The following is a 24,725-nucleotide window of genomic DNA, read 5'->3' as shown; positions in this document are numbered from 1 at the left end:
TAGTGGTGCTCCCCGGGCGGTCCGCCTACCCGCCCAGCGCGGCGGAGACCACGGCGCGGGCCTCCTCCTGGACCTGGGCGAGGTGCTCGGGGCCCTTGAAGGACTCGGCGTAGATCTTGTAGACGTCCTCGGTGCCGGACGGGCGCGCTGCGAACCACGCGGACTCCGTCGTCACCTTGAGCCCGCCGATCGCCGCCCCGTTGCCGGGAGCCTCGGTCAGCTTGGCCGTGATCGGCTCTCCGGCCAGGGACTCCGCGGTGACGTCCGCGGGGGAGAGGGCCTTGAGCTTGGCCTTCTGGTCGCGGTCGGCGGGGGCGTCGACGCGGGCGTAGGCCGGGTCTCCGTGGCGCGCCACCAGCTCGGCGTAGTGCTGCGAGGGGCTCTTGCCGGTCTTGGCCTGGATCTCGCTCGCCAGCAGCGCGAGGATGATGCCGTCCTTGTCGGTCGACCACACCGAGCCGTCGAAGCGCAGGAAGGAAGCACCCGCCGACTCCTCGCCGCCGAACGGCCCGGAGCCGTCGAGCAGCCCCGGCACGAACCACTTGAAGCCCACCGGCACCTCGACGAGCCGCCGCCCGAGGTCCGCCGCGACCCGGTCGATCATGGACGACGACACCAGCGTCTTGCCGATGAACCCGTCGGCGGGCCACTGCGGGCGCGCGCCGCCGTAGAGGTACTGGATCGCCACGGCGAGGTAGTGGTTGGGGTTCATCAGCCCACCGTCGGGGGTGACGATCCCGTGCCGGTCGGCGTCGGCGTCATTGCCCGTCGCGATGTCGTAGCGGTCCTTCTGCGCGATGAGCGAGGCCATGGCGGACGGGGAGGAGCAGTCCATCCGGATCTTTTCGTCCCAGTCCAGGGTCATGAACCGCCAGGTCGGGTCGACGAGCGGGTTGACCACGGTCAGCTCGAGGCCGTAGTGCTCGCCGATGGCGCCCCAGTAGTCGACCGCCGCGCCGCCGAGGGGGTCGGCGCCGATGCGCACGCCCGCCTCCTTGATGGCGGCCAGGTCGATGACTTCGGCCAGGTCCTCGACGTAGATGCGCTTGAACTCATAGGGCTCGCACTGCGCCCGCGCCTCGGCGAAGGACACGCGCCGGACGCCCTCGAGCCCGGCCTTGATGTAGTCGTTGGCGCGCGCCGCGATCCACCCGGTCGCGTCGGTGTCGGCCGGGCCACCGTGCGGCGGGTTGTACTTGAAGCCGCCGTCGCTCGGCGGGTTGTGCGAGGGGGTGACGACGATGCCGTCGGCGAGTCCGCTGTCGGCGGGCAGGTCGTCGACCCCGCCGACCTTGCCCTTGTTGGCCCGCAGGATCGCGTGCGACACGGCGGGGGTGGGGGTGTAGCGGTCCTCGGCGTCCACCATGACGTGCACACCGTTGGCGACGAGCACCTCGAGCGCGGACGCCCACGCCGGCTCGGACAGGCCGTGGGTGTCGCGCCCGATGAACAGCGGCCCGTCGAAGCCCTGCTCGGTGCGGTAGTCCACGATCGCCTGCGTCGTCGCCAGGATGTGGTCCTCGTTGAACGCGGTCCGCAGGCTGCTGCCGCGGTGCCCCGACGTCCCGAAGGCGACCTGCTGGTCGACGTCGTCCGGGTCCGGCTTGCCGGTGTAGTAGGCGGTGACGAGGTGGGCCACGTCGACCAGGTCGCGGGGCTCGGCGGGCTGTCCTGCACGGTTCGCGGTCATGGGCTCATCCTTGCACCCGTCGGCCGGGGTGGCACCTGGCAGGCTCGCCAGGTGACGCACCCGGCCGGCGGGTCGCCGCAGCCGGATTCGCCGTACGACGGGCCGCGGGTCCGATCAGTAGGCGCCGCAGTTGGGCAGCTGCGTGAGCCCGTTGAACCGCGACTCGAAGAAGGTCGTCGCGTACGCCGCCGTCGGGATCGCTCCGCCCAGGTGGGTGGGGGTGATGATGGGCTGGAACCACACGTTGGCGCCCCGGGAGCACCAGTCCTTGGCCAGCTGCCGGGGGACGGCATACGGGATGACGTCGTCGGTCAGCGAGCTCGTGACGAGCACCGGCGCGTTGGGCTTGGTCCGCCCGATGCGGTTGTCGGCCACCAGGGAGCGCAGCGGCTCCTCGGTGAAGGCCTGGTCCATCGGGCGGCCGTCCTTGGTGAGGGTGCTGCTGCGGATGAAGGCAAGGTCGAACAGGTTGATGACGCAGTTGCCCTCCACCTTGGGCAGCAGCGCCACCCCCTTGGCGTTGAGGTAGGTCGAGGGGTTGACGTGGTAGGCCGAGAACAGCCCGGCGGTGGCGTAGAGCTCGAAGGCGGAGTAGAGCGACCCGTCGATCTGCTTGGAGACCGGCGCGAGGTCGGCGGGCGGAGCACCCGCCACCGTGCCCTTGACGTCCAGCTCGGGAGCGTAGCTGCCCGCCAGCTCGGCCGCGGCCGCCGCGGCGCCACCGCCCTGGGAGTAGCCGGACAGGCCCACCGGCGTGCGGGTGTCGGTGCCGGGCAGGCCGACCCGTTGCGTGGCGCGGGCGAGGTCGAGGACGGCGTGCCCCTGGGCCTCGCGGACCATGTAGGTGTGGGTGCCGGGGGTGCCGAGGCCCTGGTAGTCGGTCAGCGCCACCGTGTAGCCGCGGAACAGCAGGTCCTTGAAGAAGATCGTCTCGTACTCCGTCATGGCCTTGAGCTGGCGGGACGGGGCGCAGGCGTCGGCCATGCCCTGGGTGCCGGCCGCGTAGCTGATGATCGGGCGCTTGCCCGGGCCGACCCAGGGGGCCTTCGGCGAGACCACGACGGCCGTGACGGCGATCGGGGTGCCCTCGCGGTCCGTGGAGGAGTACATGACCCGCCGCGCGTCGTAGGACAGGGACGAGGCGTCGAGGGGGTCGAGGACGTTGTCCGCCTTCTCCTGGCGGATGACCGTGCCGGGCGTGCTGGGGATCTGGGCGGGCGGCTCGTAGAACGCCGGGCGCGCGGGCTCCGGGGTGTCGCTGAGGGTGCTGGCTCCGGCCGTGCCGGGGATGGCGTGCTCGTCGGCGGAGGCGGCCGGGGCGATGGCGCACAAGGACGCGAGGGAGGCGGCGAGGACGGCGGTCGCGACGGTGCGACGGCGGGGCAGGGCAGAGGACAACGGTGTCTCCTGTCGGGAGGTGAGGTGCCGCGAGGCTACCCACGGGTAGCACCCTTTGCCTAGACCCTGTTGCTCACGGGATCGCATGCCCATGCGGTGGCGTCCCGCCGCCGTCGTGGCCTCCGAGCACGCCGAGGGGGTCCCACCTCGGGTGGTGGGACCCCCTCGGGTCGTATGCCGCGCCGGCGTCCGTCAGGCCTGGGTCTCGCCCGGCGTGGCGTCCAGCTCGGGGCGGGACGCCGCGTCGGCCCCCACCTCGTCGGGGCTCGGGGCGCCCGTCCCGGCGCCCTCGTCCTGGGACGACGTCGAGGTGGAGGACAGCTCGGGGCGCGCCTGGCGCAGCGCCGCGGCCCGCTCGGAGGGGGCGGGCTCCTGCGCGCTGAACCACACCGTCGCGAACGGCGGCACGGTGATCTCGGCGGAGCAGGGCAGGCCGTGCCAGGGGATCTCCTCGGCGACGACCTGCCCGAGGTTGCCGACCCCGGAGCCGGCCCATTCGGTGGCGTCGGTGTTGAGCACCTCGCGCCAGATGCCGGGGTGGGGCAGGCCGATGCGGTACTGGTGGTGGGGGCCTCCGGAGAAGTTCGACACGCACGCCATCGCGGGCCGGCCCTCGCCCTCGTCCTTGCCGTAGCGCAGGAACGAGAAGACGTTGCCCTGCGCGTCGTTGGCGTCGATCCAGCGGAATCCCTCGCCGGACGTGTCCAGCTGCCACAGGGCGGGGGACTCGCGGTAGGTCGCGTTCATCGACTTGACCATCTGGTGCACCGCGAGGTGCCAGGGCTGGTCCAGCAGCCACCAGTCCAGGCTCTGGGCGTCCGCCCACTCGGCCTCCTGGGCGAACTCCTGGCCCATGAACAGCAGCTGCTTGCCGGGGTGGGCCCACATGAAGCCGAGGTAGGCGCGCAGGTTGGCCAGCTGCTGCCAGCGGTCCCCGGGCATCTTGCGCAGCAGGGAGCCCTTGCCGTAGACGACCTCGTCGTGCGAGATCGGCAGCACGAAGTTCTCGCTGAAGGCGTAGACCAGGCCGAAGGTCATCTCGCCGTGGTGGTACTGCCGGTAGATGGCCTCGTGCTCGACGTAGTCGAGGGTGTCGTGCATCCAGCCCATGTTCCACTTGAAGCCGAACCCCAGGCCGCCGATCTCGGTCGGCCGGGTGACGCCGGGCCAGGACGTGGACTCCTCGGCGATGACCATGGCGCCCGGGTGGTGCTTGTAGACCGTGGCGTTGGTCTCCTGCAGCAGCTGGACCGCGTCGAGGTTCTCCCGGCCGCCGTACTGGTTGGGCAGCCACTCGCCGTCGTTGCGGGAGTAGTCCAGGTAGAGCATCGAGGCGACCGCGTCGACCCGCAGCCCGTCGACGTGGAACTCCTCCAGCCAGTAGAGGGCGTTGGCGACGAGGAAGTTGCGCACCTGCGGGCGACCGAAGTCGAACACGTGCGTGCCCCAGTCGGGCTGGTCCCCGCGGCGGGGGTCCGGGTGCTCGTAGAGCGCCTCGCCGTCGAACTTGGCCAGGGCGAAGGCGTCCTTGGGGAAGTGCGCCGGGACCCAGTCGAGGATGACCCCGACGCCGGCCTGGTGCAGCGTGTCCACGAGGTGCCGGAACTCGTCCGGCGACCCGAAGCGCGAGGTCGGGGCGTAGTAGCCGGTGACCTGGTAGCCCCAGGACGGGCCGTAGGGGTGCTCGGCGACGGGGAGGAACTCCACGTGGGTGAAGCCGAGGTCCTTGACGTAGGCGACGAGCTGGTCCGCGAGCTCGGTGTAGGTCAGCCCCTGCCGCCACGAGCCGAGGTGGACCTCGTAGATGCTCATGGGCTGCTCGTGGCGCTGCGTGGCGTCGCGCTCGGCGATCCAGGCGTCGTCCGACCACGCGTAGGTCGACTCGTCGACCACCGAGGCGGTGGCCGGCGGGATCTCGGTGCGCCGGGCCAGCGGGTCGGCCTTGGCGCGCCACTGCCCGTCCTTGCCCAGGATCTCGTACTTGTAGCGCGCGCCCGGCTCGACGCCCGGGACGAAGAGCTCCCACAGGCCCGAGCCGCCGAGCGAGCGCATCGGGTGCCCCTGGGAGTCCCAGGTGTTGAAGTCGCCGGCGACGCGGACGGTGCGGGCGTTGGGTGCCCACACTGCGAAGCTCGTGCCGCGCGTCGTGCCGAGCGGGCCGTCGTAGGACCGGACGTGCGAGCCGAGGACGTCCCACAGCTGCTCGTGGCGGCCCTCGGAGATGAGGTGGATGTCGACCTCGCCGAGCGTCGGCCAGAAGCGGTAGGGGTCGTCGACGGTGTGCTTGAACCCGTCGCCGTAGTCCACCGCCACGCGGTAGTCCGGGACCTGGTCGGCCTCGATCGTCGCGGTCCAGACACCCTCGTGCTCGTGCTCGAAGGGCACGACGCGGCCGTCCAGGACCAGGTCGACCGAGGCCGCGCGCGGCTTGAGGGTGCGCACGGTGACGACGCCCTCGCCCTGGTGCGGCCCCAGCACCGAGTGCGGGTCGTGGTGGTGGCCGTGGACGAGCCGGTCGATCTCGTCGGTGTGCACGGGGACCGGCTGCGGGCCGGACGGCTTGGCGGACGGGGCCGGCGCCGCCGGGGTCGGCGACGCCTCGGGTGCCGCGGCCGTGACGGGCGAGGGGAGGGGTGCCTCGGGGGCGACGGGCGGGACGACCGGCACCGTCGGGGCCCCCTGCGCCTCGGGGCCTGGGGCAGAGGTGTCGGGGCTCTCGGTGCCGCGGGCCGCGGCGCGCGAGCGGACCTCCTGGACGGCCGACCCGGCGGCGTTGCGGGCGACCTCGGCGACCTGCGAGGCCACCGCGGCGCCGACGGCGCCCACGACGCCGGACACCGCGCCCAGCAGTCGCGAGGGACGCTCGCCGTGCCCGCCGTGCTCGCCGTGGTCGTCCTCCTTGGACGGCTGCTCGTGCCGCGTGCTGCCGGAGCCGGTGGTGCCGGCGTCGGCGCTGCTCACGGTCGAGGCGTTGGTGCGGGGTTCGTCGTGGTCCTTCATCGGTGTTCCCTTCGCTGCAGCCACCAGGCGCTCGACGGCGCCGATGGGGATGGGGAGCCACGAGGGACGGTTACGTGCCTCGTAGACCACTTCGTACAGGGCCTTGTCGAGCTCCATGGCGCGCAGCACCTCGGGCTCGTGGCGGGGGTCTTGATCGGTGGCCTCGGCGTAGCCGTCGAGGAAGGCCTCGCGGGCGGCGTGCGCCCACGCGGCGGCCGTCTCGGACCGGCCCGCGTCCTCCTGCGCGACGGAGCCGGCCGCGTAGTCGAAGGACCGGAGCATGCCGGCCACGTCGCGCAGGGCCAGGTCGGGGACGGTGCGCTCGGCGAGAGGCCGCAGCGGCTCGCCCTCGAAGTCCAGGAGCACCCAGCCGCGGCCGGGCACGTCGAGCACCTGCCCGAGGTGGTAGTCGCCGTGGATGCGCTGCAGACGAGGCCAGACGGCGTCGCGGGCCGCGGCCAGGATCTCGTCGACCTCGGCCTCCATCGCGCGCAGCGGCGCGTGGGCCTCGGCGGCCAGGACCCAACGGCTGCGCATCGACAGCGCGAGGGTGCGGTGGTCCTCGTCGGTGGCCTCGGCGGTCTCCATGGCCTCGGCGAGCGTGCGGTGCACCTCTCCGGTCGCCCGGCCGAGGGCGCGGGCGCGCTCGGTGAAGTCCGTGCCCCGGCTCGCGGCCTCGAGCGCCACGCGCCAGGCGTCCCGCACGTCGGGCAGGAACTCCTGGGCGAAGGCGAGATGCCCGCGCAGGTCGTGACCGCCGTCGGACCAGCTGCCCCGCAGGGAGCCGAGGGGGCGCGGGACCAGCGTCGAGCCGGCCCCGGCCAGGGCCGTCTGCACGGTCACGTCCGGGTTGTCACCGGCGGACAGCACGCGAAAGACCTTGACGATCAAGGGGGACGGTGCACCGGAGGCGTCGTCCGCCTGGACGACGACCGAGGTGTTGGACTGCTCGCCGGACAGTACCTTGGCGCTGCGTATGTCGACGTGCCCGACGCCGTCCACGGGGCTGCCCTGTGCGCCGGCGTCGGCCTTGCCGTGGTCCGGGGTGGCCTCGGTGTCGCCCTCGACGATGGTGCGGACGAGCTCGGCGACGTAGACCGGGTCGTGCGGCGCGTCGTAGACGTAGCGGGTGCCGAGCACTGAGTGCTCCACCGTCGCGACGAGCGCGTGCTCGCCGCCCTCGAGCGGCGCCGCGCGGTAGGTGAGGGGCACCTGGTAGAGCACGGGAGGCTCGGCCGCGGTGTCCTTGACCAGCAGCGTCTCGATGCCGACCTCGCCCTCGGGGTCCTGGAAGCGGTAGCTGCCGACCCGCGCGAGCGCGGGGCCCTGCCCGGACCCCTTGCTGGTGTACCACCGCTGCTCGCCGATCCAGGCCTGGACGGCGTCGAGCTTGCTCGGCGTGATGCTGGCTCCCGCCTCGATCTTGGACGTGCCTGCCATGTCAGTCCTCGTTCCCGGTCCTGCGGACCAACTTGAGCCAGAAGAAGTCTCGCGAGCCCATGGTCACCGTGAAGCGTGCCTGCTCGTCGACGGGGACGAAACCGCTGCCGCCGAACAGGTCCTGGACCTGGGCGTCGGCATACTCGCTGGGGAGCTGGACCCGGGTGCCCTGGGGGCGCGGCGAGAGGTTGTTGACGCACAGGACGGTCTCGGCGGGGGTGTCCTCGTCGGCCTCGTCCGGGGTCACCTCGCGCAGGAACGCGAGGATCGCGTCGTTGTCGCTCGGCATGACGGTGAAGGTGCCCATCCCCATCACGGGGTGGTGGCGCCGCACCTGCAGCATCCCGCGCATCCAGTGCAGCAGCGAGGAGCTGGACGCCATCGCCGCCTCGACGTTGACGTTGTTGTGGTGGTAGACGAGCGACTGGATGACCGGCAGGTAGAGCTTGCCGGGGTCGGCGCTGGAGAAGCCGGCGTTGCGGTCGGGCGTCCACTGCATCGGCGTGCGCACGGCGTCGCGGTCGTTGAGCCAGATGTTGTCGCCCATGCCGATCTCGTCGCCGTAGTAGAGGCACGGCGACCCCGGCAAGGACAGCACCAGGGCGTTGATCAGCTCGATCTCGGCGCGCGAGTTGTCGAGCAGGGGCGCGAGCCGGCGCCGGATGCCGACGTTGGCCTTCATGCGGGGGTCGGGGGCGTACCAGCCGTACATCGCGGCGCGCTCCTCGTTGTCGACCATCTCGAGGGTGAGCTCGTCGTGGTTGCGCAAGAAGGTGCCCCACTGCGTGCCAGTCGGGATCTCGGGGGTGTCCTCGAGGACCTTGACGATGGGCGTGGCCTTGCCCTCGCGCAGCGCGTAGTACAGCCGCGGCATCACCGGGAAGTGGAAGCACATCTGGCACTCCGGCGCCTCCTCGGTGCCGAAGTAGTCCACCACCTCGTGCGGCATCTGGTTGGCCTCGGCCAGCAGGATCCGCCCGGGGTACTCCTCGTCCACCATGCGCCGCAGCTGCGCCAGGAACTCGTGGGTCCTCGGGTGGTTCTCGCCGTTGTGCCCGTCCTCCTCGAACAGGTAGGGGACGGCGTCGAGCCGGAACCCGTCGATGCCCATGTCCATCCAGTAGCGGACGATGTCGAACATCTCCTCCTGGACCTTGGGGTTCTCGAAGTTGAGGTCCGGCTGGTGGGAGAAGAAGCGGTGCCAGAAGAACTGCCGGCGCACCGGGTCGAAGGTCCAGTTGGACACCTCGGTGTCGACGAAGATGATGCGCGCGTCGGAGTACCTGGTGTCGTCGTCGGACCAGACGTAGTAGTCGCCGTAGGGGCCGTCCGGCTCGGAGCGGCTCGCCTGGAACCACGGGTGCTGGTCGCTGGTGTGGTTCATGACGAAGTCGGTGATGATCCGGATGCCGCGGGCGTGGGCCTGCGAGATCAGCTCCTTGAACTCCGGCAGCGTCCCGAACTCCGGCAGCACGGCGCGGTAGTCCGCGATGTCGTAGCCGCCGTCGCGCAGGGGCGACGCGTAGAACGGGGGCAGCCACAGGCAGTCGACGCCGAGCCACTGCAGGTAGTCGAGCTTGCCGAGCAGGCCGGTGAAGTCACCGGCGCCCGACCCGTTGCTGTCGGCGAAGGCGCGAACGAGCACCTCGTAGAAGACAGCCTTGCGGAACCAGCGCGGGTCGTGCTTGAGCCCGGGCTGGGCGAGGTTGAGGCCGTGCACCTGTCAGAACCTCCGGACGTGGATGATGTGGGCGGGTTCGGCGTCACGACCGAGTCGGACGAAGTTGTCCTGACCCCAGTGCCAGGACTGCTGGGTCATCTCGTCGTGCGCCACGAACCCATCACCGTAGCCCAGCCCGAGGGCCGGCATGTCCAGGTGGACCCAGGACTCCCGGGTCGAGTGCGGGTCGAGGTTGGCGACCACGATGACGGTGTCGTCGTGACCGCTGAGGGTGCGGGCGGTCTTGGAGAACACGATGATGTTCTCGTCGTCGCAGTGGTGAAAGGTGATGTTGCGCAGCAGCCGCAGCGAGGGGTGCCAGTGGCGGACCTGGTTGAGGGTGCGCAGGTAGCCGTCGAGCGACTGCCCCTCCTTGGCGCCGCCGGGCGCGTAGTCCGCCCAGCGGCGGTCCTTGAGCTGGTACTTCTCGTTGTCGACCTGCTCCTCGGCGCCTGGTCGGGCGACGTGCTCCATGAGCTCGTAGCCCGCGTAGATGCCGTAGGTCGGCACCAGGGTCGCCGCGAGCGCCGCCCGGACCTTCCAGGCCGCCGGGCCGCCATACTGCATGTAGGGCGTCAGGATGTCGTGCGTGGTCGGCCAGAAGGACGGGCGCATGTACGCGGCGGCGTCCCCGGCCAGCTCGCGGACATACTCCTCGATCTCCCACTTCTCGTTGCGCCAGGCGTAGTAGGTGTAGCTCTGCTGGAAGCCGATCTTGCCGAGCGTGTGCATCATGGCCGGCTTGGTGAACGCCTCGGCCAGCCAGATGATGTCCGGACGTGACGCCGCGACATCACTGATCAACCATTGCCAGAACTCCACGGGCTTGGTGTGCGGGTTGTCCACGCGGAACGCCGTCACGCCGTGGTCGATCCACACCTGGATCACGTCGCGGACGGCCTGGTAGATGCCGTCCGGGTCGTTGTCGAAGTTCAGCGGGTAGATGTCCTGGTACTTCTTGGGCGGGTTCTCGGCATACGCGATGGTCCCGTCCGCGCGGGTCGTGAACCACTCCGGGTGCTCGGTGACCCAGGGGTGGTCCGGGGAGCACTGCAGAGCGATGTCGAGGGCGACCTCCAGCCCCAGCTCGCGCGCCCGCGCCACGAAGGCGTCGAAGTCCTCGAAGGTCCCGAGGGACGGCTCGATCGCGTCGTGCCCGCCGGCGGCGGAGCCGATGGCATAGGGGGAGCCCGGGTCCAGCGGACCCGCGGTCAGGGTGTTGTTGGGGCCCTTGCGGTTGGTCGTGCCGATGGGGTGGACCGGGGTGAGGTAGACGACGTCGAAGCCCATGTCCCGGATGGCGGGGAGCCGCTCGGCCGCGGTGCGCAGCGTGCCGGTGTGCCAGGTGCCGTCCTCGTCCTGGTAGGCGCCCTCGGAGCGGGGGAAGATCTCGTACCACGCCCCGGCCAGCGCCAGCGGACGCTCGACCAGCCAGCTCTGCTCGGGGGAGGGAGACACGAAGTCGCGCAGCGGGCGGGCCGTGAGCTCACGAGCGACCGCGTCGCCCGCTCCGGCATACAGCCGCTCGGGGACCGGCCTGGAGGTGTCCCGCAGGGCGGCCACGGCCTCCCGCAGGACCTGCTGCTGCTCGTGGGAGCGCTCCACCTCGGCGAGGGCCCGCTCGAGGACGAGCGCGCCCTCCTCGAGCATGAGCTCGACGTCCACGCCGGCCTCGACCTTGATGACGGCGTCGTGGTGCCAGGTGCCGTACGGGTCGGACCAGCCCTCGACCCGGAAGGACCACAGGCCCTCCCGGTCGGCGGCCACCTGCGCCTCCCACAGGCTCAGGCCGACGTTGGTGGAGCGCATCGGGACGTATGCCGTGCGCCCGTCCGGATCGGTGATCGCCACGGAGGCGTTCACGGCGTCATGACCCTCGCGGAAGACCCGCGCGGTCACGGGGAACGGCTCGTGCACGACGGACTTGGCGGGGCGGAGGCCCCCGTCGACGCTGGGGGTGACGTCGAGCACGGGGATGCGGCCGATGGGGGTCTGGGGGGCTGATGACAGTCGAGGGGCGGTCACTCGCGTCACGGTACCCAAAGAGTGTGTCCGGCTCGCACCCGAGAGGCTGGCGTATCACCCAGCGGAGCGATTCCCGGGCCGTTCTCGCGGATGACGGCGCGGCGCGGCGAAGGTGGTCTCCGGAGGGGGCCCGTCCACTAGAGTTGGGCGCAGTCCCGGACCGCCCCAGGCCGCGCTGCAGCGGACCGTCGGATTCTTCGCGTCCGGGTGGACCACGACCCCGGAGGCGACATGACGCAGGACGCGACCCCGCTCGACCCCAGCTTGAGCTGGCTGGCGGACGAGACCCCCCTGCCTTACGACACCACGACGACCGGGCCGGCGCTCGAGCCGGCCAACCCGCTGGCCAAGGCCCCCGTCGGGCGCCCGCCGCGGACCGTGGACGGCTTCGCCCGCGAGTTCTTGCGCGAGCTCAACTTCGGCGAGGGCGTGGCCCTGTCGCGGTCCTCGCAGAACGACCAGTACCTCGCGCTCGCCCGCACGATCCGGCACTACCTCATGGCGGACTGGCTGGAGACGGCGCGGCGACGCCGTGAGCACCCGACCAAGATGGTGGGCTACCTGTCCGCGGAGTACCTCCTCGGACGGCAGATGGGCAACGCGCTGCTCGCGACCGACCTCGGCGCGATCGCCGACCAGGCGCTCAGGAGCCTCGGCCTGGACCTGCGGACGCTGCGCGCCCAGGAGGTCGAGCCCGGCCTCGGCAACGGCGGCCTGGGCCGCCTCGCCGCGTGCTTCGTCGACTCCCTCGCCACGATGGACGTCCCGTGCATCGGCTACGGCATCCGCTACGAGTACGGCATCTTCCGGCAGACCTTCGAGGGAGGGCGCCAGGTCGAGGTGCCCGACTCGTGGCTCTCGCTCGGTGGTCCGTGGGAGTTCCCGCACCCCGACCGTGCCGTGACGGTCGGCTTCGGCGGCAGCACCGAGACCTTCGTCGAGGAGACCGCCGACGGCTCCGGCCACCAGATCACGCGCAGCCGGTGGGTGCCGGCGTGGAACGTCCTCGGCGTGCCATACCACTACATGGTCCCGGGCTACCAGAACGGCGTCGTCAACACCCTGCGCCTGTGGAGCGCCCGGGCCACCCAGGCCTTCGACCTGCAGATCTTCAACTCCGGCGACTACGCCACGGCCGTGCGCGCCCAGACCTTCGCCGAGAACATCTCCAAGGTGCTCTACCCCGAGGACTCGACCCCGCAGGGCCGCGAGCTGCGCCTGCAGCAGCAGTACTTCTTCGTCGCGTGCTCGCTCAAGGACTTCATCGACCGCACGCTGGAGAAGGACTTCGACCTCCACCGCCTGCCCGAGCGGATCATCTTCCAGCTCAACGACACCCACCCCGTCATCGCCATCCCGGAGATGATGCGCCTGCTGATGGACGAGCACGGCATGGAGTGGGACGAGGCGTGGTCGGTCACCCAGCGGTGCTTCGCCTACACCTGCCACACCCTGCTGCCCGAGGCCCTCGAGGTCTGGCCGGTCGAGCTCGTCGGGCGCCTCCTGCCGCGCCACCTCGAGATCATCTACCGCATCAACGAGGAGTTCCTCGAGACGGTCCGCGAGACCTTCCCCGGCGACGAGCTGCGGGTGCGTCGTATGTCGATCATCCAGGACCACCCCGAGCGCGCCGTCCGCATGGCCAACCTGGCCACCGTCGCCGGGGTCAAGGTCAACGGCGTCGCCGAGCTGCACTCCCAGCTGCTGCGGGACAAGGTGCTGCCGGACTTCTCCGAGCTGTGGCCGGACAAGTTCACCAATGTCACCAACGGCGTGACCCCGCGGCGCTTCATCCGGCTGGCCAACCCGACGCTCTCCCAGCTCATCACCGACACCATCGGCGTGGGCTGGGAGACCAAGCTCGAGCGCCTGGAGAGCCTCGAGCCCTACGCCGAGGACGAGGAGTTCCGGGAGCGCTTCGCCGCGGCCAAGCAGGCCAACAAGACGCGGCTGCGGGAGCTGCTCGCGGTGCGGGACGGCATCGAGCTGCCCGAGCACGGCATGGTCGACGTGATGGTGAAGCGGCTGCACGAGTACAAGCGCCAGACGCTGAAGCTCCTGCACATCGTGTCGCTCTACGAGCAGATCATCTCGGGCAAGGTCGCCAAGGACGCGATCGTGCCCCGCACGTTCGTGTTCGGCGCCAAGGCGGCCCCCGGCTACCACATGGCCAAGGAGATCATCTACCTCATCAACTCCGTTGCCGCGACGGTCAACGCGGACGAGCGGGTCAAGGGTGTGCTGACGGTGGCCTTCCCGGCCAACTACAACGTCACCCTCGCCAACAAGCTCATCCCCGCGGCGGACCTGTCCGAGCAGATCTCGCTCGCGGGCAAGGAGGCGTCCGGCACCGGCAACATGAAGTTCGCCCTCAACGGGGCGCTCACGATCGGCACCGACGACGGCGCCAACGTCGAGATCCGCAAGCTCGTGGGCGACGACAACTTCTTCCTGTTCGGGATGGATGAGCCGCAGGTCGCGGCGCTGCAGGCCAAGGGCTACGTGCCCAGCGCGGTCTACGAGTCCAACCCCCAGCTCAGGAGCGCCATCGACCTGATCGCCTCCGGGCACTTCACCGGCGGCGACCGCGGCCTGGCGGCGACGGTCGTGGACGACCTGCTCTACAACGACCGGTTCATGACGCTCGCGGACTTCCAGTCCTACATCGACGTGCAGGGCGAGGTCGACGAGGCCTATCGCGACCAGGAGCGCTGGACGCGCTCGGCGATCCTCAACGTCGCCCGCAGCGGGTTCTTCTCCTCCGACCGGTCGATGAAGGACTACCTGCGGCGCATCTGGATGCCCACGCACGACTGACCGCCCGGACGCCGCGCCGCCGACCCCCACCCCCGACCCTCACGATCGTGGGGGGGGGTGGGGGGCTGCCGCGTCTCGGTCACCGTCCTGCGTCAGGGCGAGGTGCCTGAGGTCGAGGTGGCGCAGGCCGGGCCGGCGGCGGCCGTGGTCGCCCGGATCGCCCTGGGGTGAACGGCCCCGCGCGATCCGCGGAGGCCGCTCGCGATCCGCCGAGGGGTGCGAGGGTGCGGTCAGCGGATCGCGCGGAAGATCTGCATCGACGGCCCCGCGGCGACGCGCTCCTCGCCGGGGACCAGGCGCTCGCCGGCGGCGTCAGGGCGCTCCCACGTGCTGTCCCACATCAGGCGGTAGGCCTTGACCGCGTCCACGTGGGGGAGCGTCACCGTGACGTCGTGCGCCGACCCGTGGAAGCACAGGAGGAAGGACTCGTCCTCCACGCAGTCGCCGTCGACGTACGCGAGCAGGGTCGCGTTGCCGGGGTCGTCCCAGCGCGACGCCGTCATCGGCTCCCCGTTGACGCCGAACCACATGAGGTCCGCCGTCCCGTCGGGGTGCCCGGGACGCACCCCGAAGAAGTGCCGCTGCCGCAGCGCCGGGTGCTCGCGACGCAGCCGCGCCAGCCAGGCCGTCGTCGCGACGAGGTCCTCCTGCCAGGGCTGCAGCGACCAGTCGACCCACGAGGCGCCGTTGTCCTGACAGTACGCGTTGTTGTTGCCGCGCTGGGAACGCCCCAGCTCGTCCCCCGAGCCCAGCATGGGGATGCCGGCGGCGACGAAGAGGGTGCCGAGCAGGTTGCGCATCGAGCGGTGCCGCAGCGCCTGGGTGGCGGGGTCGGCGGGGCCCTCGGCGCCGTGGTTCCAGGACCGGTTGTTGTCGGTGCCGTCGCGGTTGTTCTCGCCGTTGGCGCCGTTGTGCTTGACGTCGTAGGCCGTCAGGTCGGCCAGGGTGAAGCCGTCGTGCGCCGCGACGAAGTTGACCGAGGCGACGGGGCTGCGGTCGTGGTGGCAGAAGAGGTCCTCCGACCCGGCGAGGCGCGTGGCGAGGTGCGAGACGCCGTGCCCGGACTGGCCGTGGGCGCTGCGGGCCTGGTCGACGAGCCAGAAGGTGCGCACGTCGTCGCGGAAGCGGTCGTTCCACTCGGCGAACGGCGGCGGGAACTGCCCCGTGCGCCACCCGTTGAAGCCGATGTCCCAGGGCTCGGCGATGAGCTTGGTCCGGGACAGCACGGGGTCCGACCGCAGGGCCATGAGGAAGGGGTGGTCGGGGTCGTAGCCGTCGTCCTTGCCGCGCCCGAGCGCGACGGCGAGGTCGAAGCGAAAGCCGTCGACGTGGCACTCGGTCACCCAGTAGCGCAGGGAGTCCAGCACCAGGCGCAGGGGCACGATGTGGCGGGTGTCGAGGGTGTTGCCGCAGCCCGTGACGTCGACGTCCCGGCCGCGTCCGTCGAGGCGGTAGTAGGTCGCGGCGTCCAGCCCCCGCAGCGACAGCGTGGCGCCGTCGACGCTCTGCTCGCACGTGTGGTTGTAGACGACGTCCAGGATGACCTCGATGCCCGCACGGTGCAGGGCCTTGACCATCCCCTTGAGCTCGGCGAGCACGCCCTGGGGGTTGGTCGCGGCGGCGTACGGCGCGTGAGGGGCGAAGAAGCCGAGCGTGTTGTATCCCCAGTAGTTGGCGAGGCCGCGCTGGACGAGCTGCGGCTCGGACTCGAAGGCGTGCACGGGCAGCAGCTCCAGGGCCGTCACGCCGATGCGCGTGAGGTGGGCGATGGTGGCGGGGTGGGCGATCCCGGCATACGTGCCCCTCAGGTGCTCGGGGACCCCGGGCAGCCGGGCGGTGAGGCTCCGCACGTGGGCCTCGTAGATGACCGTGGAGGAGATCGGGTTGCGCGGGTGGGTGTCGCCCTCCCACTCGAACCGGCCGTCGACGACCACCCCGCGGGGCACGTAGGGCGCGCTGTCGCGGGAGTCGATCACGTCGATGTCTCCGTGCAGCGAGGCGTCGACGCTGTGGCCGTAGACCTCGGGCCGCCAGGTGACCGAGCCCTCCACGGCCCGGGCGTAGGGGTCGAGCAGCAGCTTGGCGGGGTTGTGCCGGTGCCCCTCCCAGGGCCGCCAGGGCCCGTGCACCCGGTAGCCATAGCGCTGCCCCGCCCGCACCCCGGGGATGGTGTCGAACCACGTGCCGAAGGCCCTGTGCCGCAGCGGGATCCGTCGCTCCGACGCGCCCGTGCGGTCCTCGGGGTCGAACAGGCACAGCTCCACGGCGTCAGCGTGGCCGGCGTGGACCGCGACGTCCGCCACGTCCACCCCCGAGAGCGGATCGGCCCGCAGGGTGACGCCGAGCGCGGGGGTGTGGTCGGTGGTCGTCGGGGCCATGGCGCCGAGTGTAGGGCGGCCGCCGCTGCCGCCCCCTCACGTGGGCCGGTCGCGCGGGGCGGCGGGGGTGCTTCGCGTCTCCCCGTGCCGTTACGGTGGAGGTATGACGGATCCCACCTCCCTCCCCAGCTTCCCGCCGCCCGCCGACGAGCACCCCCTGCGCGGCCAGGTCCTCTCCGCCCTCCACGACGACGGCCTCATGGCGGACCTCGACGCTGACGGCGACGTCTCCTACAAGGTGCAGGGTCAGCAGCTGTTCGTCCGGTGCATCGAGGGCGACGTCACGATCATGCGCGTCTTCGGCCAGTGGCAGATCGGCGAGGACGTCCCGGCCGACGAGCTGACCCAGCTGCGCGCCTGCAACGAGCTGTCGCTGCGCATGAGCGTCGTCAAGGCCGGTCTCGCGGGCGGCACCCTCGTCGTGACCGCCGAGCACGTCATGCTGCCGGGCATGGACGTCAAGGTCCTGCTGCCCATGACGACCTCGGTCGTGCTCGCCGCCGTGCAGACCTGGCACCAGATCGCCACCGGCCAGGCGAGCTTCGAGGAGGACGTCGACGGCCAGGGCGGTTCCCAGCAGCCCTGAGCCAGGCCGTGCGCCTTCGCGCCCCTGCCCTCCCTCGTGAGGGGAGGGGCGCGCCCGTCCTCGCCCGGATCGTCCACGGACGAAGTTACCTGCGGGTAATATGGTGGGGAGAGGCCCTGGCGCGACGCGCCGCGGTGTGGTGGCCACCACTGCGCCGGAGCGTCCCGTCAGGGCACAATGCCAACCGTGCGGCGTCGCCGTCCTGGCGCACGCCGCGAGCACCGAGAGAAGAGGACCCGCACGCATGGACATCGTTGTCTGCGTCAAGCACGTGCCGGACGCCCAGGGCGACCGCGGCTTCGACGACACCGACTGGACCACCGACCGCCAGGCCGTCGACGGCCTCATGTCCGAGCTCGACGAGTACCCCGTCGAGGAGGCGCTGCGGATCATCGAGGCCGGCGAGGGCACGCTGACCGTCATCACGATGGGCCCGGACGCCGCCGCCGACGCCGTCAAGAAGGCCCTGCAGATGGGCGCCGACAAGGGCGTCCACGTCAACGACGAGGCGCTGCACGGCAGCGACTCGGTCGCCACCTCGCTCGTCCTCGCCGAGGCCATCAAGAAGGTCGGGCAGCCCGACCTCGTGATGTTCGGGATGGCCTCGACCGACGGCGGCATGAGCGTCGTCCCGGCCATGGTCGCCGAGCGCCTCGGCCTGCCGCAGGTCACGCTGGCGTCCGAGCTGAGCGTCGAGGGGTCGTCCGTCTCGATCCGCCGCGACAGCGACACCGCCACCGAGCGCATCGAGGCCTCCCTGCCCGCCGTCGTCTCCGTCACCGACCAGACCGGCAACGAGCCGCGCTACCCCTCCTTCAAGGGGATCATGGCGGCCAAGAAGAAGCCCGTCGAGACCTGGTCGCTCGCCGACCTGGGCATCGACCCGGCGCAGGTGGGGCTGGACGCCGCGGCGACCAAGGTCGAGCAGGCCACCCCCCGCCCGCCGCGCGAGCAGGGCACGATCGTCAAGGACGAGGGCGAGGGCGGCAGCCAGCTCGCGGAGTTCCTCGCGTCCAAGAAGTTCATCTGAGCCGGCCACGGCGACAAAGGAGTTCACTGACATGGCTGAAGTTCTCGTGCTGGTCGACCACACCGACGGCAAGCTCAAGAAGACATCCGCCGAGCTGCTGACGCTGGCGCGCCGCATCGGCGAGCCGAGTGCCGTCTTCCTCGGCAAGGGCGTCCAGACCGCCCTGCCCGTCCTCGCCAAGTACGGCGCGGAGAAGGTCTACGTCAACGACGACGAGCAGATCGGGCAATACCTCGTCGGCCCGACGGTCGACGCGCTGGCCGCGGTCGTCACGCAGGCGTCCCCGGTGGCGGTGCTCATGACGACCGGCACCGACGCCAAGGAGGTCGCCGGTCGCCTCGCGGTCCGCTGCGGGGGTGGCGTCCTCACCGACGCGACCGACGTGCAGGCCGGCGGGGGCGGCGTCCTCACGACACAGTCCGTCTTCGCCGGCAACTGGACCGTCCAGGCCACCGGCACCAAGGGCCCCACCTTCGTGACGGTCAAGCCCGGCTCGACCGCTCCCGAGGCTGTCCAGGGCGCCGCCGCCCAGGAGTCCGTCGCCGTGGAGATCTCCGAGGCCTCCAAGGGCGCGCGCATCGTCGACAGCCAGCCCAAGCAGTCGACGGGTCGACCCGACCTGTCCACCGCGCAGATCGTCGTCTCCGGCGGTCGCGGCACCGGCGGCGACTTCTCCAAGGTCGAGGAGCTCGCCGACTCGATGAAGGCGGCCGTCGGCGCTTCCCGCGCGGCCGTCGACGCCGGTTGGTACCCGCACTCCTCGCAGGTCGGCCAGACCGGCAAGCAGGTCTCGCCGCAGCTCTACGTCGCGTGCGGGATCTCCGGCGCCATCCAGCACCGGGCGGGGATGCAGACGTCCAAGACGATCGTCGCGATCAACAAGGACGAGGAGGCGCCGATCTTCGAGCTCGTCGACTTCGGCGTCGTGGGCGACCTGTTCACGGTCCTGCCGCAGGCGACCGAGGCGATCCGCAAGCGCTGATCGATGCAGGGAGGGGCCCGGGGCCGTCGCCGCGCACGCGTGGGGGCGGCCCCTTCCCGTCATACGGGCTCTAGGGTGGGAACCACCCGGCGGGGTGCCGACGTCCACGGGAGGGCGCGGGCAGCAGCACATGCAGCGGTGCAGAGGGGGAGATGCATGACCACGCGACGGTCCCAGGTCGTCGTGCTCGGGATGACGGCCGTCCTGGCGAGCACCCTCACCGGGTGCTCCCAGGAGACGCGCCGCACCAGCGCCGGCGTCTGCGTCGACGCCCAGACCAACGAGCGGCTGCCCGACAGCGAGTGCGACGGCCGCCGCACCCGAGCGGGGTTCGTGGGAAGCCCCGCGCGGTGGTACTACTACAACGACGGGGCGCGCGTGCCGGGGGTGGGGCAGCGGGTGAGCGGTGGGTCGTTCAGCGCCCCCAGCAACCACAGCTATGTCACCGGCGGCGTCGACCCCAAGGGCACCTCCACGCTCTCGTCCGCGTCGGTCAAGGGCGGCAAGGGGACGACGATCTCGCGAGGCGGCTTCGGCGGGTCCGGCGGCAAGGGCAGCAGCTGATGCGCCGCGTCCCCTCCGAGCCCCGGACCGGCTGGCGCGAGACGGTCGAGTCCCAGGGCCTGGTCTTTCCCGTCACCGTCCGACCCGACGGCACCGAGCGGCCGTACTGGAACGAGAACGCGTACTACGAGCTCGGCGCCGCGGAGGTGGACCAGCTCGAGGAGGCCACGGAGCAGCTGCACGGCATGTGCCTCGAGGCCGCCCGCCACCTGGCGTCCGGGGCCATGGGTCCCCTCGGGCTCCCGGAGGGGTCGCTGCGGCTCGCCCAGGCCTCCCTCGACGCGGGCACCCCGTCCCTCTACGGCCGGTTCGACCTGCGGTACGCCGGGGTCGACGAGGGGCCGCCCAAGCTGCTGGAGTACAACGCCGACACGCCCACGGGCCTGCTCGAGTCCGCGGTCGTCCAGTGGTTCTGGCTCGAGGACACCCACCCCGACCGCGACCAGTGGAACTCCCTGCACGAGAGGCTGGTCGCGGCGTGGCAGGACCTGGCGCCGCGCCTCACCCAGCCCGTCTGGTTCGCCCACCACGAGGGGGAGGCCACGGGCGAGGAGTGGATGACCGTGACCTACCTGCGCGACACGGCCGAGCAGGCGGGGCTCGCCACGCAGGGCATCACGATGGGGCAGATCGGCTACAACGAGGCCGCGGAGTACTTCGTCGGCCACGAGGCCCAGATGCTGCGCACCTGCTTCAAGCTCTACCCCTGGGAGGACATGCTCCGCGAGCCGTTCGGTCGGTGGGTCGAGCCGCGCCCCAACCCGATGTACGGCACCACCTGGCTCGAGCCGCCGTGGAAGGTCCTGCTGTCCAACAAGGCCCTGCTCGCCGCGCTCTGGCACCTCTACCCGGGGCACGAGCTGCTGCTGCCCGCGTACCTCGACGAGCCGCACGGCCTGACGGAGTGGGTCGCCAAGCCGCTGCACGGGCGCGAGGGCGCAAGCATCCGCGTCCACGCCGAGGGGATCGAGCACGAGCAGCCCGGCGGCTACGGCGCCGAGGGCTGGTGCTACCAGCAGTGGTGCCCGCTGCCGCAGCTCGACGGCAACAAGGTCGTGCTCGGCAGCTGGGTCGTGGACGGCCGCGCCGCGGGCGTCGGCATCCGGGAGAGCGACGGCTGGATCACCGACGACGACGCGCGCTTCGTGCCGCACCTGATCGACACCGCATCACCCAGCGAGGCCCAGCGTGCCGCCTGGGTCGACGACGACCGGAGGGGACCCGGCCGATGAGCGAGCTGCTCGAGTCACTGCTGTATGCCGCCCTCTACTGCCTCGCCGGGATCGCCCTGCTGGCCGGGGGATTCGTCACGATGGACCTCCTCACGCCGGGGCGGCTCGGCGCCCGCATCTACACCGAGCGGTCCATCAACGCCGCCCTCATCGTCGGCGCCGAGTTCCTCGGGCTCGGGGCGATCGCGTTCACGACCATCTGGACCAACGGCAGCGCCGGCGTCGGGGCGGCGCTGGCCTGGACGTTGGCGTTCGGTGTCCTCGGGATCGCGCTGCAGGCCGTGAGCTTCCTCGTGCTCGACGCCATCACGCCGGGGTCGTTGCGGGCCATCGCGGTCGAGCAGGCGCTGCACCCGGGCGCGATCGTCGCGGCGTCGGCGATGCTGGCGGTGAGCGCCATCGTGTGCGCGTCGATAGCCTGACCGGGTGACGGACGACACCCGCCGCGCCTGGCGGCCCCTGCCCACCGACCGACCCGTCCGCGTCGCCCTGCTCGGCCACGGTCTCGCGGGCAGCGTCTTCCACGGCCCCCTGCTGGCCGCCGACCCCCGGTATGCCGTCGCCGTCGTCATGACCTCGTCGCCCGAGCGAGCCGAGGCCGCCCGCGCCGCCCACGCCGACGTCGAGATCGTCCCGGACGCCGACGCCGTGTGGGAGCGGGCCGACGACCTGGACCTCGCGGTCGTGGCCACCCCCGGCGAGACCCACGCGCGGTTCGGCATACGGGCCCTGGAGTCCGGGCTCGCGTGCGTCCTCGACAAGCCGGCCTGCACCACGGACGTCGAGGGAGCGGAGCTCCTCGCGACCCGCGACCGGACCGGCGTGCCGCTCACCGTCTTTCACAACCGCCGCCTGGACGGGGACTTCCTCACGGCCGTGCGGCTGCTGCGGGAGGGCCGGCTGGGCGCGCTGGTGCGTCTCGAGTCCTCGTTCGAGACCTGGAAGCCCACCGTCACCAAGGCCTGGAAGGCCGGCGCGAGCCCCGCCGAGGGTGGCGGCGTGCTCTACGACCTCGGACCGCACCTGATCGACCAGGCGATCCGGCTCGCAGGCCCGGTCGAGGAGTCGTATGCCGAGCTGCGCGCGCTCCGCGCGGGAGCCGTCTCGGACGACGACGCCGTCGTGGTGCTGCGGCACGCGTCCGGCGTCGTGAGCCACCTGACCATGAGCACCCAGGCCCGCCGCCCGGGGCCGCGGATGCGGGTCCTCGGCACCGAGGGCGCCTGGAGCTGCTACGGCGTGGACGGGCAGGAGGGCGCCCTCGGTGCGGGCGCCTCGCCGCTCGACGCGGACTTCGGGCTCGCCGGGGCCGGGCGGGGGAGCGTGCTCACCACCGACGCAGGCGACAAGGCGGTGCCGATGGAGCGGGGGGACTACCCGCGGTTCTACGCCGAGCTGGCCGATGCGCTGCAGGGACGGGGCACGGTGCCGGTCGATCCCGCCGACGCCGTGGGCGTGGTGGGTCTCATCGCAGACCTGCATCGTCGTCACCCGGTCCGATCACGCCCGTAGACTCGATGGCGTGCTGCCGGATCACGCTGACCTCGCCTACCTCGACCATGCCGCCACGACCACCGTCCGCCCCGAGGTGATCGAGGCGGTCGCCGCACGCCGATCCGTGGTCGGCAACCCGTCCAGCCTGCACACGGCAGGCCGGGCCGCGCGGCGCGTGGTCGAGGAGTGCCGCGAGCAGATCGCCGAGGCGGCGGGGGCGCGCCCGTCCGAGGTCGTCTTCACCTCCGGGGGGACCGAGGCCGACAACCTGGCGGTGGTCGGCGGCTACCGCGCACGCCGCGCCGCGGACGCCCGACGACGCCGCGTCCTGGCCAGCCCGGTCGAGCACCCTGCCGTGCTCGATGCCGTCGAGCACCTGGTCACCCACGAGGACGCCGAGGTGACCTGGCTGGAGGTGGACGAGGTCGGCCGGGTGCGGCTCGACCAGGCCCGGGCGGCCCTCGAGGAGGACCCCGCGTCCGTCGCTCTGGCGAGCCTCATGTGGGCCAACAACGAGGTCGGCACGATCCAGCCGGTGCGCGAGCTGGCCGAGGCGGCCGCTGCCCACGCCATCCCCGTCCACACCGACGCCGTGCAGGCGGTGGGGCACGTGCCGGTGGACTTCGGGTCGTCCGGGGTGACCCTGCTGTCCCTCACCGCGCACAAGCTCGGCGGGCCCGTGGGGGTGGGCGCCCTCCTCGTGCGACGCGACGCGGCCGTGTCGCCGCTCACCCACGGCGGAGGTCAGGAGCGGCAGATCCGCTCCGGCACGCTGGACACCGCCGGCATCGTCGGCCTGGCCACGGCGCTCGAGATCGCCTGCCACGAGCGGGAGCCCGAGACCGAGCGACTCGTGGGGCTGCGCGACCAGCTGCTGCAGGGGGCACTGGGGCTCGGTCTCGGCATCCGCGTCGGGGGCGACTGGGAGCCCGGAGACGCGACCCGCCGACTGCCCGGCAACGCCCACCTGCTCGTGCCCGGCTGCGAGGGCGACTCGTTGCTCTATCTCATGGACGCGGCCGGCGTGCTCTGCTCCACGGGCTCGGCCTGCCACGCCGGCGTGCCGCAGCCCTCGCACGTCCTGCTCGCCATGGGGCTCAGCGAGACCGAGGCCCGTGGGGCCCTGCGGCTCACCCTCGGCCACACCTCGACCGAGGCCGACGTGGCTCGGGCGCTGGGGGCGCTGCCGGCCGCCGTCGAGCGGGCCCGACGCGCCGGGTCGCTCTCGGTCTCGGGGGAGGTCGCGAGCTGATGCGTGTCGTCGCCGCGATGAGCGGAGGCGTGGACTCGGCCGTCGCGGCCGCCCGCATGCTCGACGCCGGGCACGACGTCGTGGGCGTCCACCTGGCCCTGTCCACGTCCGCCGCGACGCTGCGCGAGTCCGCGCGCGGCTGCTGCACCCTCGAGGACGCCGGCGACGCCCGCCGGGTGGCCGACCGGCTCGGGATCCCGTTCTACGTCTGGGACATGGCCGCACGCTTCAGGGCCGATGTCGTCGAGGACTTCGTGCAGGAGTATGCCGCCGGCCGCACCCCCAACCCCTGCCTGCGCTGCAACGAGCGGATCAAGTTCGCGGCGCTGCTCGACAAGGCCCTGGCGCTCGGCTTCGACGGCGTCGCGACGGGGCACTACGCGCAGGTGGTTGAGGAGGTCGGCGCCGACGGGACGGTGCGGCGCGAGCTGCACCGCGCCGTCGACCCTGCCAAGGACCAGAGCTATGTGCTCGGTGTGCTCGACGCGGACCAGCTCGCGCGCTCGTTCTTTCCGCTCGGCGACTCCACCAAGCCGCAGACCCGCGAGGAGGCGGCGGACCGCGGCTTCGCGGTGGCCAAGAAGCCCGACTCGCACGACATCTGCTTCATCGCGGACGGCGACACCCGCGGCTGGCTGGCCGGGCGGCTGGGGGAGCAGCCGGGCGAGATCGTCGACGAGACGGGGTCGGTCGTCGGCAGCCACCAGGGCGCCTACGCCTACACCGTCGGGCAGCGACGCGGCCTGGGCCTCGGCCGGCCGGCCGCGGACGGTCAACCGCGGTATGTCGTGGACGTCGACGTCCCCCGCAACCAGGTGGTCATCGGCCCGGCGGACCTGCTCGGCATCGATGCCATCCGCGGCGACCATGCGCGGTGGTGCGGCGAGCCGCCCGCCGGCGAGGTCGAGGTCGGCGCGCAGCTGCGGGCCCATGGCGAGGAGCTGCCGGCCCGGGCCTGGGTCGACGGCGACGACGTGCAGGTCCGGCTGCAGGAGCGCACCCGGGGCGTGGCCCCCGGGCAGTCCGTCGTGCTCTACGACGGCACCCGGGTCGTGGGGTCGGCCACGATCGCCGAGACCTGGCGCACCTGAGACATCCGCGGCATGAGGGCCGCCGG

Annotated in this window: 16 protein-coding genes; 10 read left to right on the top strand and 6 right to left on the bottom strand. The window is 72.0% G+C overall.

The genetic code is table 11. The annotated features are described in order from the left end of the window. Window positions 1-25: 25 nt before the first annotated feature. The 5 genes from pgm to GGG17_RS09640 all read right to left on the bottom strand — a co-directional run bounded on the left by pgm (window position 26) and on the right by GGG17_RS09640 (window position 11,273). Complete coding sequence (gene pgm / locus GGG17_RS09660; protein WP_154593493.1) at window positions 26-1,690, bottom strand: phosphoglucomutase (alpha-D-glucose-1,6-bisphosphate-dependent); 1,665 nt, start codon at window positions 1,688-1,690, stop codon at window positions 26-28. A 114-nt stretch (window positions 1,691-1,804) separates the two neighbouring features. After that, window positions 1,805-3,088, bottom strand: a complete 1,284-nt coding sequence (locus tag GGG17_RS09655) for a lipase family protein (RefSeq protein ID WP_230082854.1) — start codon at window positions 3,086-3,088, stop codon at window positions 1,805-1,807. Between the two features lie 192 nt (window positions 3,089-3,280). Beyond that, complete coding sequence (gene glgB, locus GGG17_RS09650; RefSeq protein WP_154593491.1) at window positions 3,281-7,528, bottom strand: 1,4-alpha-glucan branching protein GlgB; 4,248 nt, start codon at window positions 7,526-7,528, stop codon at window positions 3,281-3,283. 1 nt (window position 7,529) lies between these two features. Further along, window positions 7,530-9,248 carry a maltose alpha-D-glucosyltransferase gene (gene treS / locus GGG17_RS09645; RefSeq protein WP_311966572.1) on the bottom strand — a complete coding sequence of 573 codons (1,719 nt, stop codon included), beginning with the start codon at window positions 9,246-9,248 and terminating at the stop codon, window positions 7,530-7,532. A 3-nt stretch (window positions 9,249-9,251) separates the two neighbouring features. Further along, the gene (locus GGG17_RS09640) at window positions 9,252-11,273 is read right to left on the bottom strand and encodes an alpha-1,4-glucan--maltose-1-phosphate maltosyltransferase (RefSeq protein WP_311966571.1); all 2,022 of its coding nucleotides are present in this window, start codon (window positions 11,271-11,273) and stop codon (window positions 9,252-9,254) included. Between the two features lie 231 nt (window positions 11,274-11,504). On the opposite strand from GGG17_RS09640, the gene GGG17_RS09635 reads away from it, so the two are divergent. Continuing rightward, window positions 11,505-14,090, top strand: a complete 2,586-nt coding sequence (locus GGG17_RS09635) for a glycogen/starch/alpha-glucan phosphorylase (RefSeq protein ID WP_154593489.1) — start codon at window positions 11,505-11,507, stop codon at window positions 14,088-14,090. A 230-nt stretch (window positions 14,091-14,320) separates the two neighbouring features. On the opposite strand, the gene glgX is transcribed toward GGG17_RS09635, so the two are convergent. Further along, window positions 14,321-16,468, bottom strand: a complete 2,148-nt coding sequence (gene glgX, locus GGG17_RS09630; RefSeq protein ID WP_154593488.1) for a glycogen debranching protein GlgX — start codon at window positions 16,466-16,468, stop codon at window positions 14,321-14,323. Between the two features lie 103 nt (window positions 16,469-16,571). Between glgX and GGG17_RS09625 the strand changes: the two genes are divergently transcribed. The 9 genes from GGG17_RS09625 to mnmA all read left to right on the top strand — a co-directional run bounded on the left by GGG17_RS09625 (window position 16,572) and on the right by mnmA (window position 24,699). Then, entirely contained in the window at window positions 16,572-17,054 is a 483-nt protein-coding gene (locus GGG17_RS09625; protein WP_154593487.1) for a hypothetical protein, read from the top strand. 244 nt (window positions 17,055-17,298) lie between these two features. Beyond that, on the top strand, window positions 17,299-18,084 hold the full coding sequence (locus GGG17_RS09620) for an electron transfer flavoprotein subunit beta/FixA family protein (protein ID WP_154593486.1): 786 nt from the start codon (window positions 17,299-17,301) through the stop codon (window positions 18,082-18,084). A gap of 31 nt (window positions 18,085-18,115) precedes the next feature. Continuing rightward, window positions 18,116-19,066, top strand: coding sequence for an electron transfer flavoprotein subunit alpha/FixB family protein (locus GGG17_RS09615; protein WP_154593485.1), 951 nt, complete (start codon window positions 18,116-18,118; stop codon window positions 19,064-19,066). A 156-nt stretch (window positions 19,067-19,222) separates the two neighbouring features. After that, window positions 19,223-19,630: a tRNA-dihydrouridine synthase gene (locus GGG17_RS09610; protein WP_154593484.1), complete on the top strand. Its 408-nt coding sequence runs from the start codon at window positions 19,223-19,225 to the stop codon at window positions 19,628-19,630. After that, window positions 19,630-20,862, top strand: coding sequence for a glutathionylspermidine synthase family protein (locus GGG17_RS09605; protein WP_154593483.1), 1,233 nt, complete (start codon window positions 19,630-19,632; stop codon window positions 20,860-20,862). The genes GGG17_RS09610 and GGG17_RS09605 overlap by 1 nt, the downstream gene beginning before the upstream one ends. Beyond that, window positions 20,859-21,284, top strand: a complete 426-nt coding sequence (locus GGG17_RS09600) for a DUF350 domain-containing protein (RefSeq protein WP_230082853.1) — start codon at window positions 20,859-20,861, stop codon at window positions 21,282-21,284. Before GGG17_RS09605 ends, GGG17_RS09600 begins: the two co-directional genes overlap by 4 nt. Before the next feature lie 4 nt (window positions 21,285-21,288). Further along, the gene (locus tag GGG17_RS09595; RefSeq protein ID WP_311966570.1) at window positions 21,289-22,374 is read left to right on the top strand and encodes a Gfo/Idh/MocA family protein; all 1,086 of its coding nucleotides are present in this window, start codon (window positions 21,289-21,291) and stop codon (window positions 22,372-22,374) included. 10 nt (window positions 22,375-22,384) lie between these two features. Then, the gene (locus tag GGG17_RS09590) at window positions 22,385-23,608 is read left to right on the top strand and encodes a cysteine desulfurase family protein (protein ID WP_311966569.1); all 1,224 of its coding nucleotides are present in this window, start codon (window positions 22,385-22,387) and stop codon (window positions 23,606-23,608) included. After that, the gene (gene mnmA / locus GGG17_RS09585; protein WP_154593481.1) at window positions 23,608-24,699 is read left to right on the top strand and encodes a tRNA 2-thiouridine(34) synthase MnmA; all 1,092 of its coding nucleotides are present in this window, start codon (window positions 23,608-23,610) and stop codon (window positions 24,697-24,699) included. The genes GGG17_RS09590 and mnmA overlap by 1 nt, the downstream gene beginning before the upstream one ends. Window positions 24,700-24,725: the final 26 nt, after the last annotated feature.

This window comes from Arsenicicoccus cauae (assembly GCF_009707125.1).
Classification (GTDB): domain Bacteria; phylum Actinomycetota; class Actinomycetes; order Actinomycetales; family Dermatophilaceae; genus Arsenicicoccus; species Arsenicicoccus cauae.
This window is presented reverse-complemented; position numbering and strand designations above follow the sequence as displayed.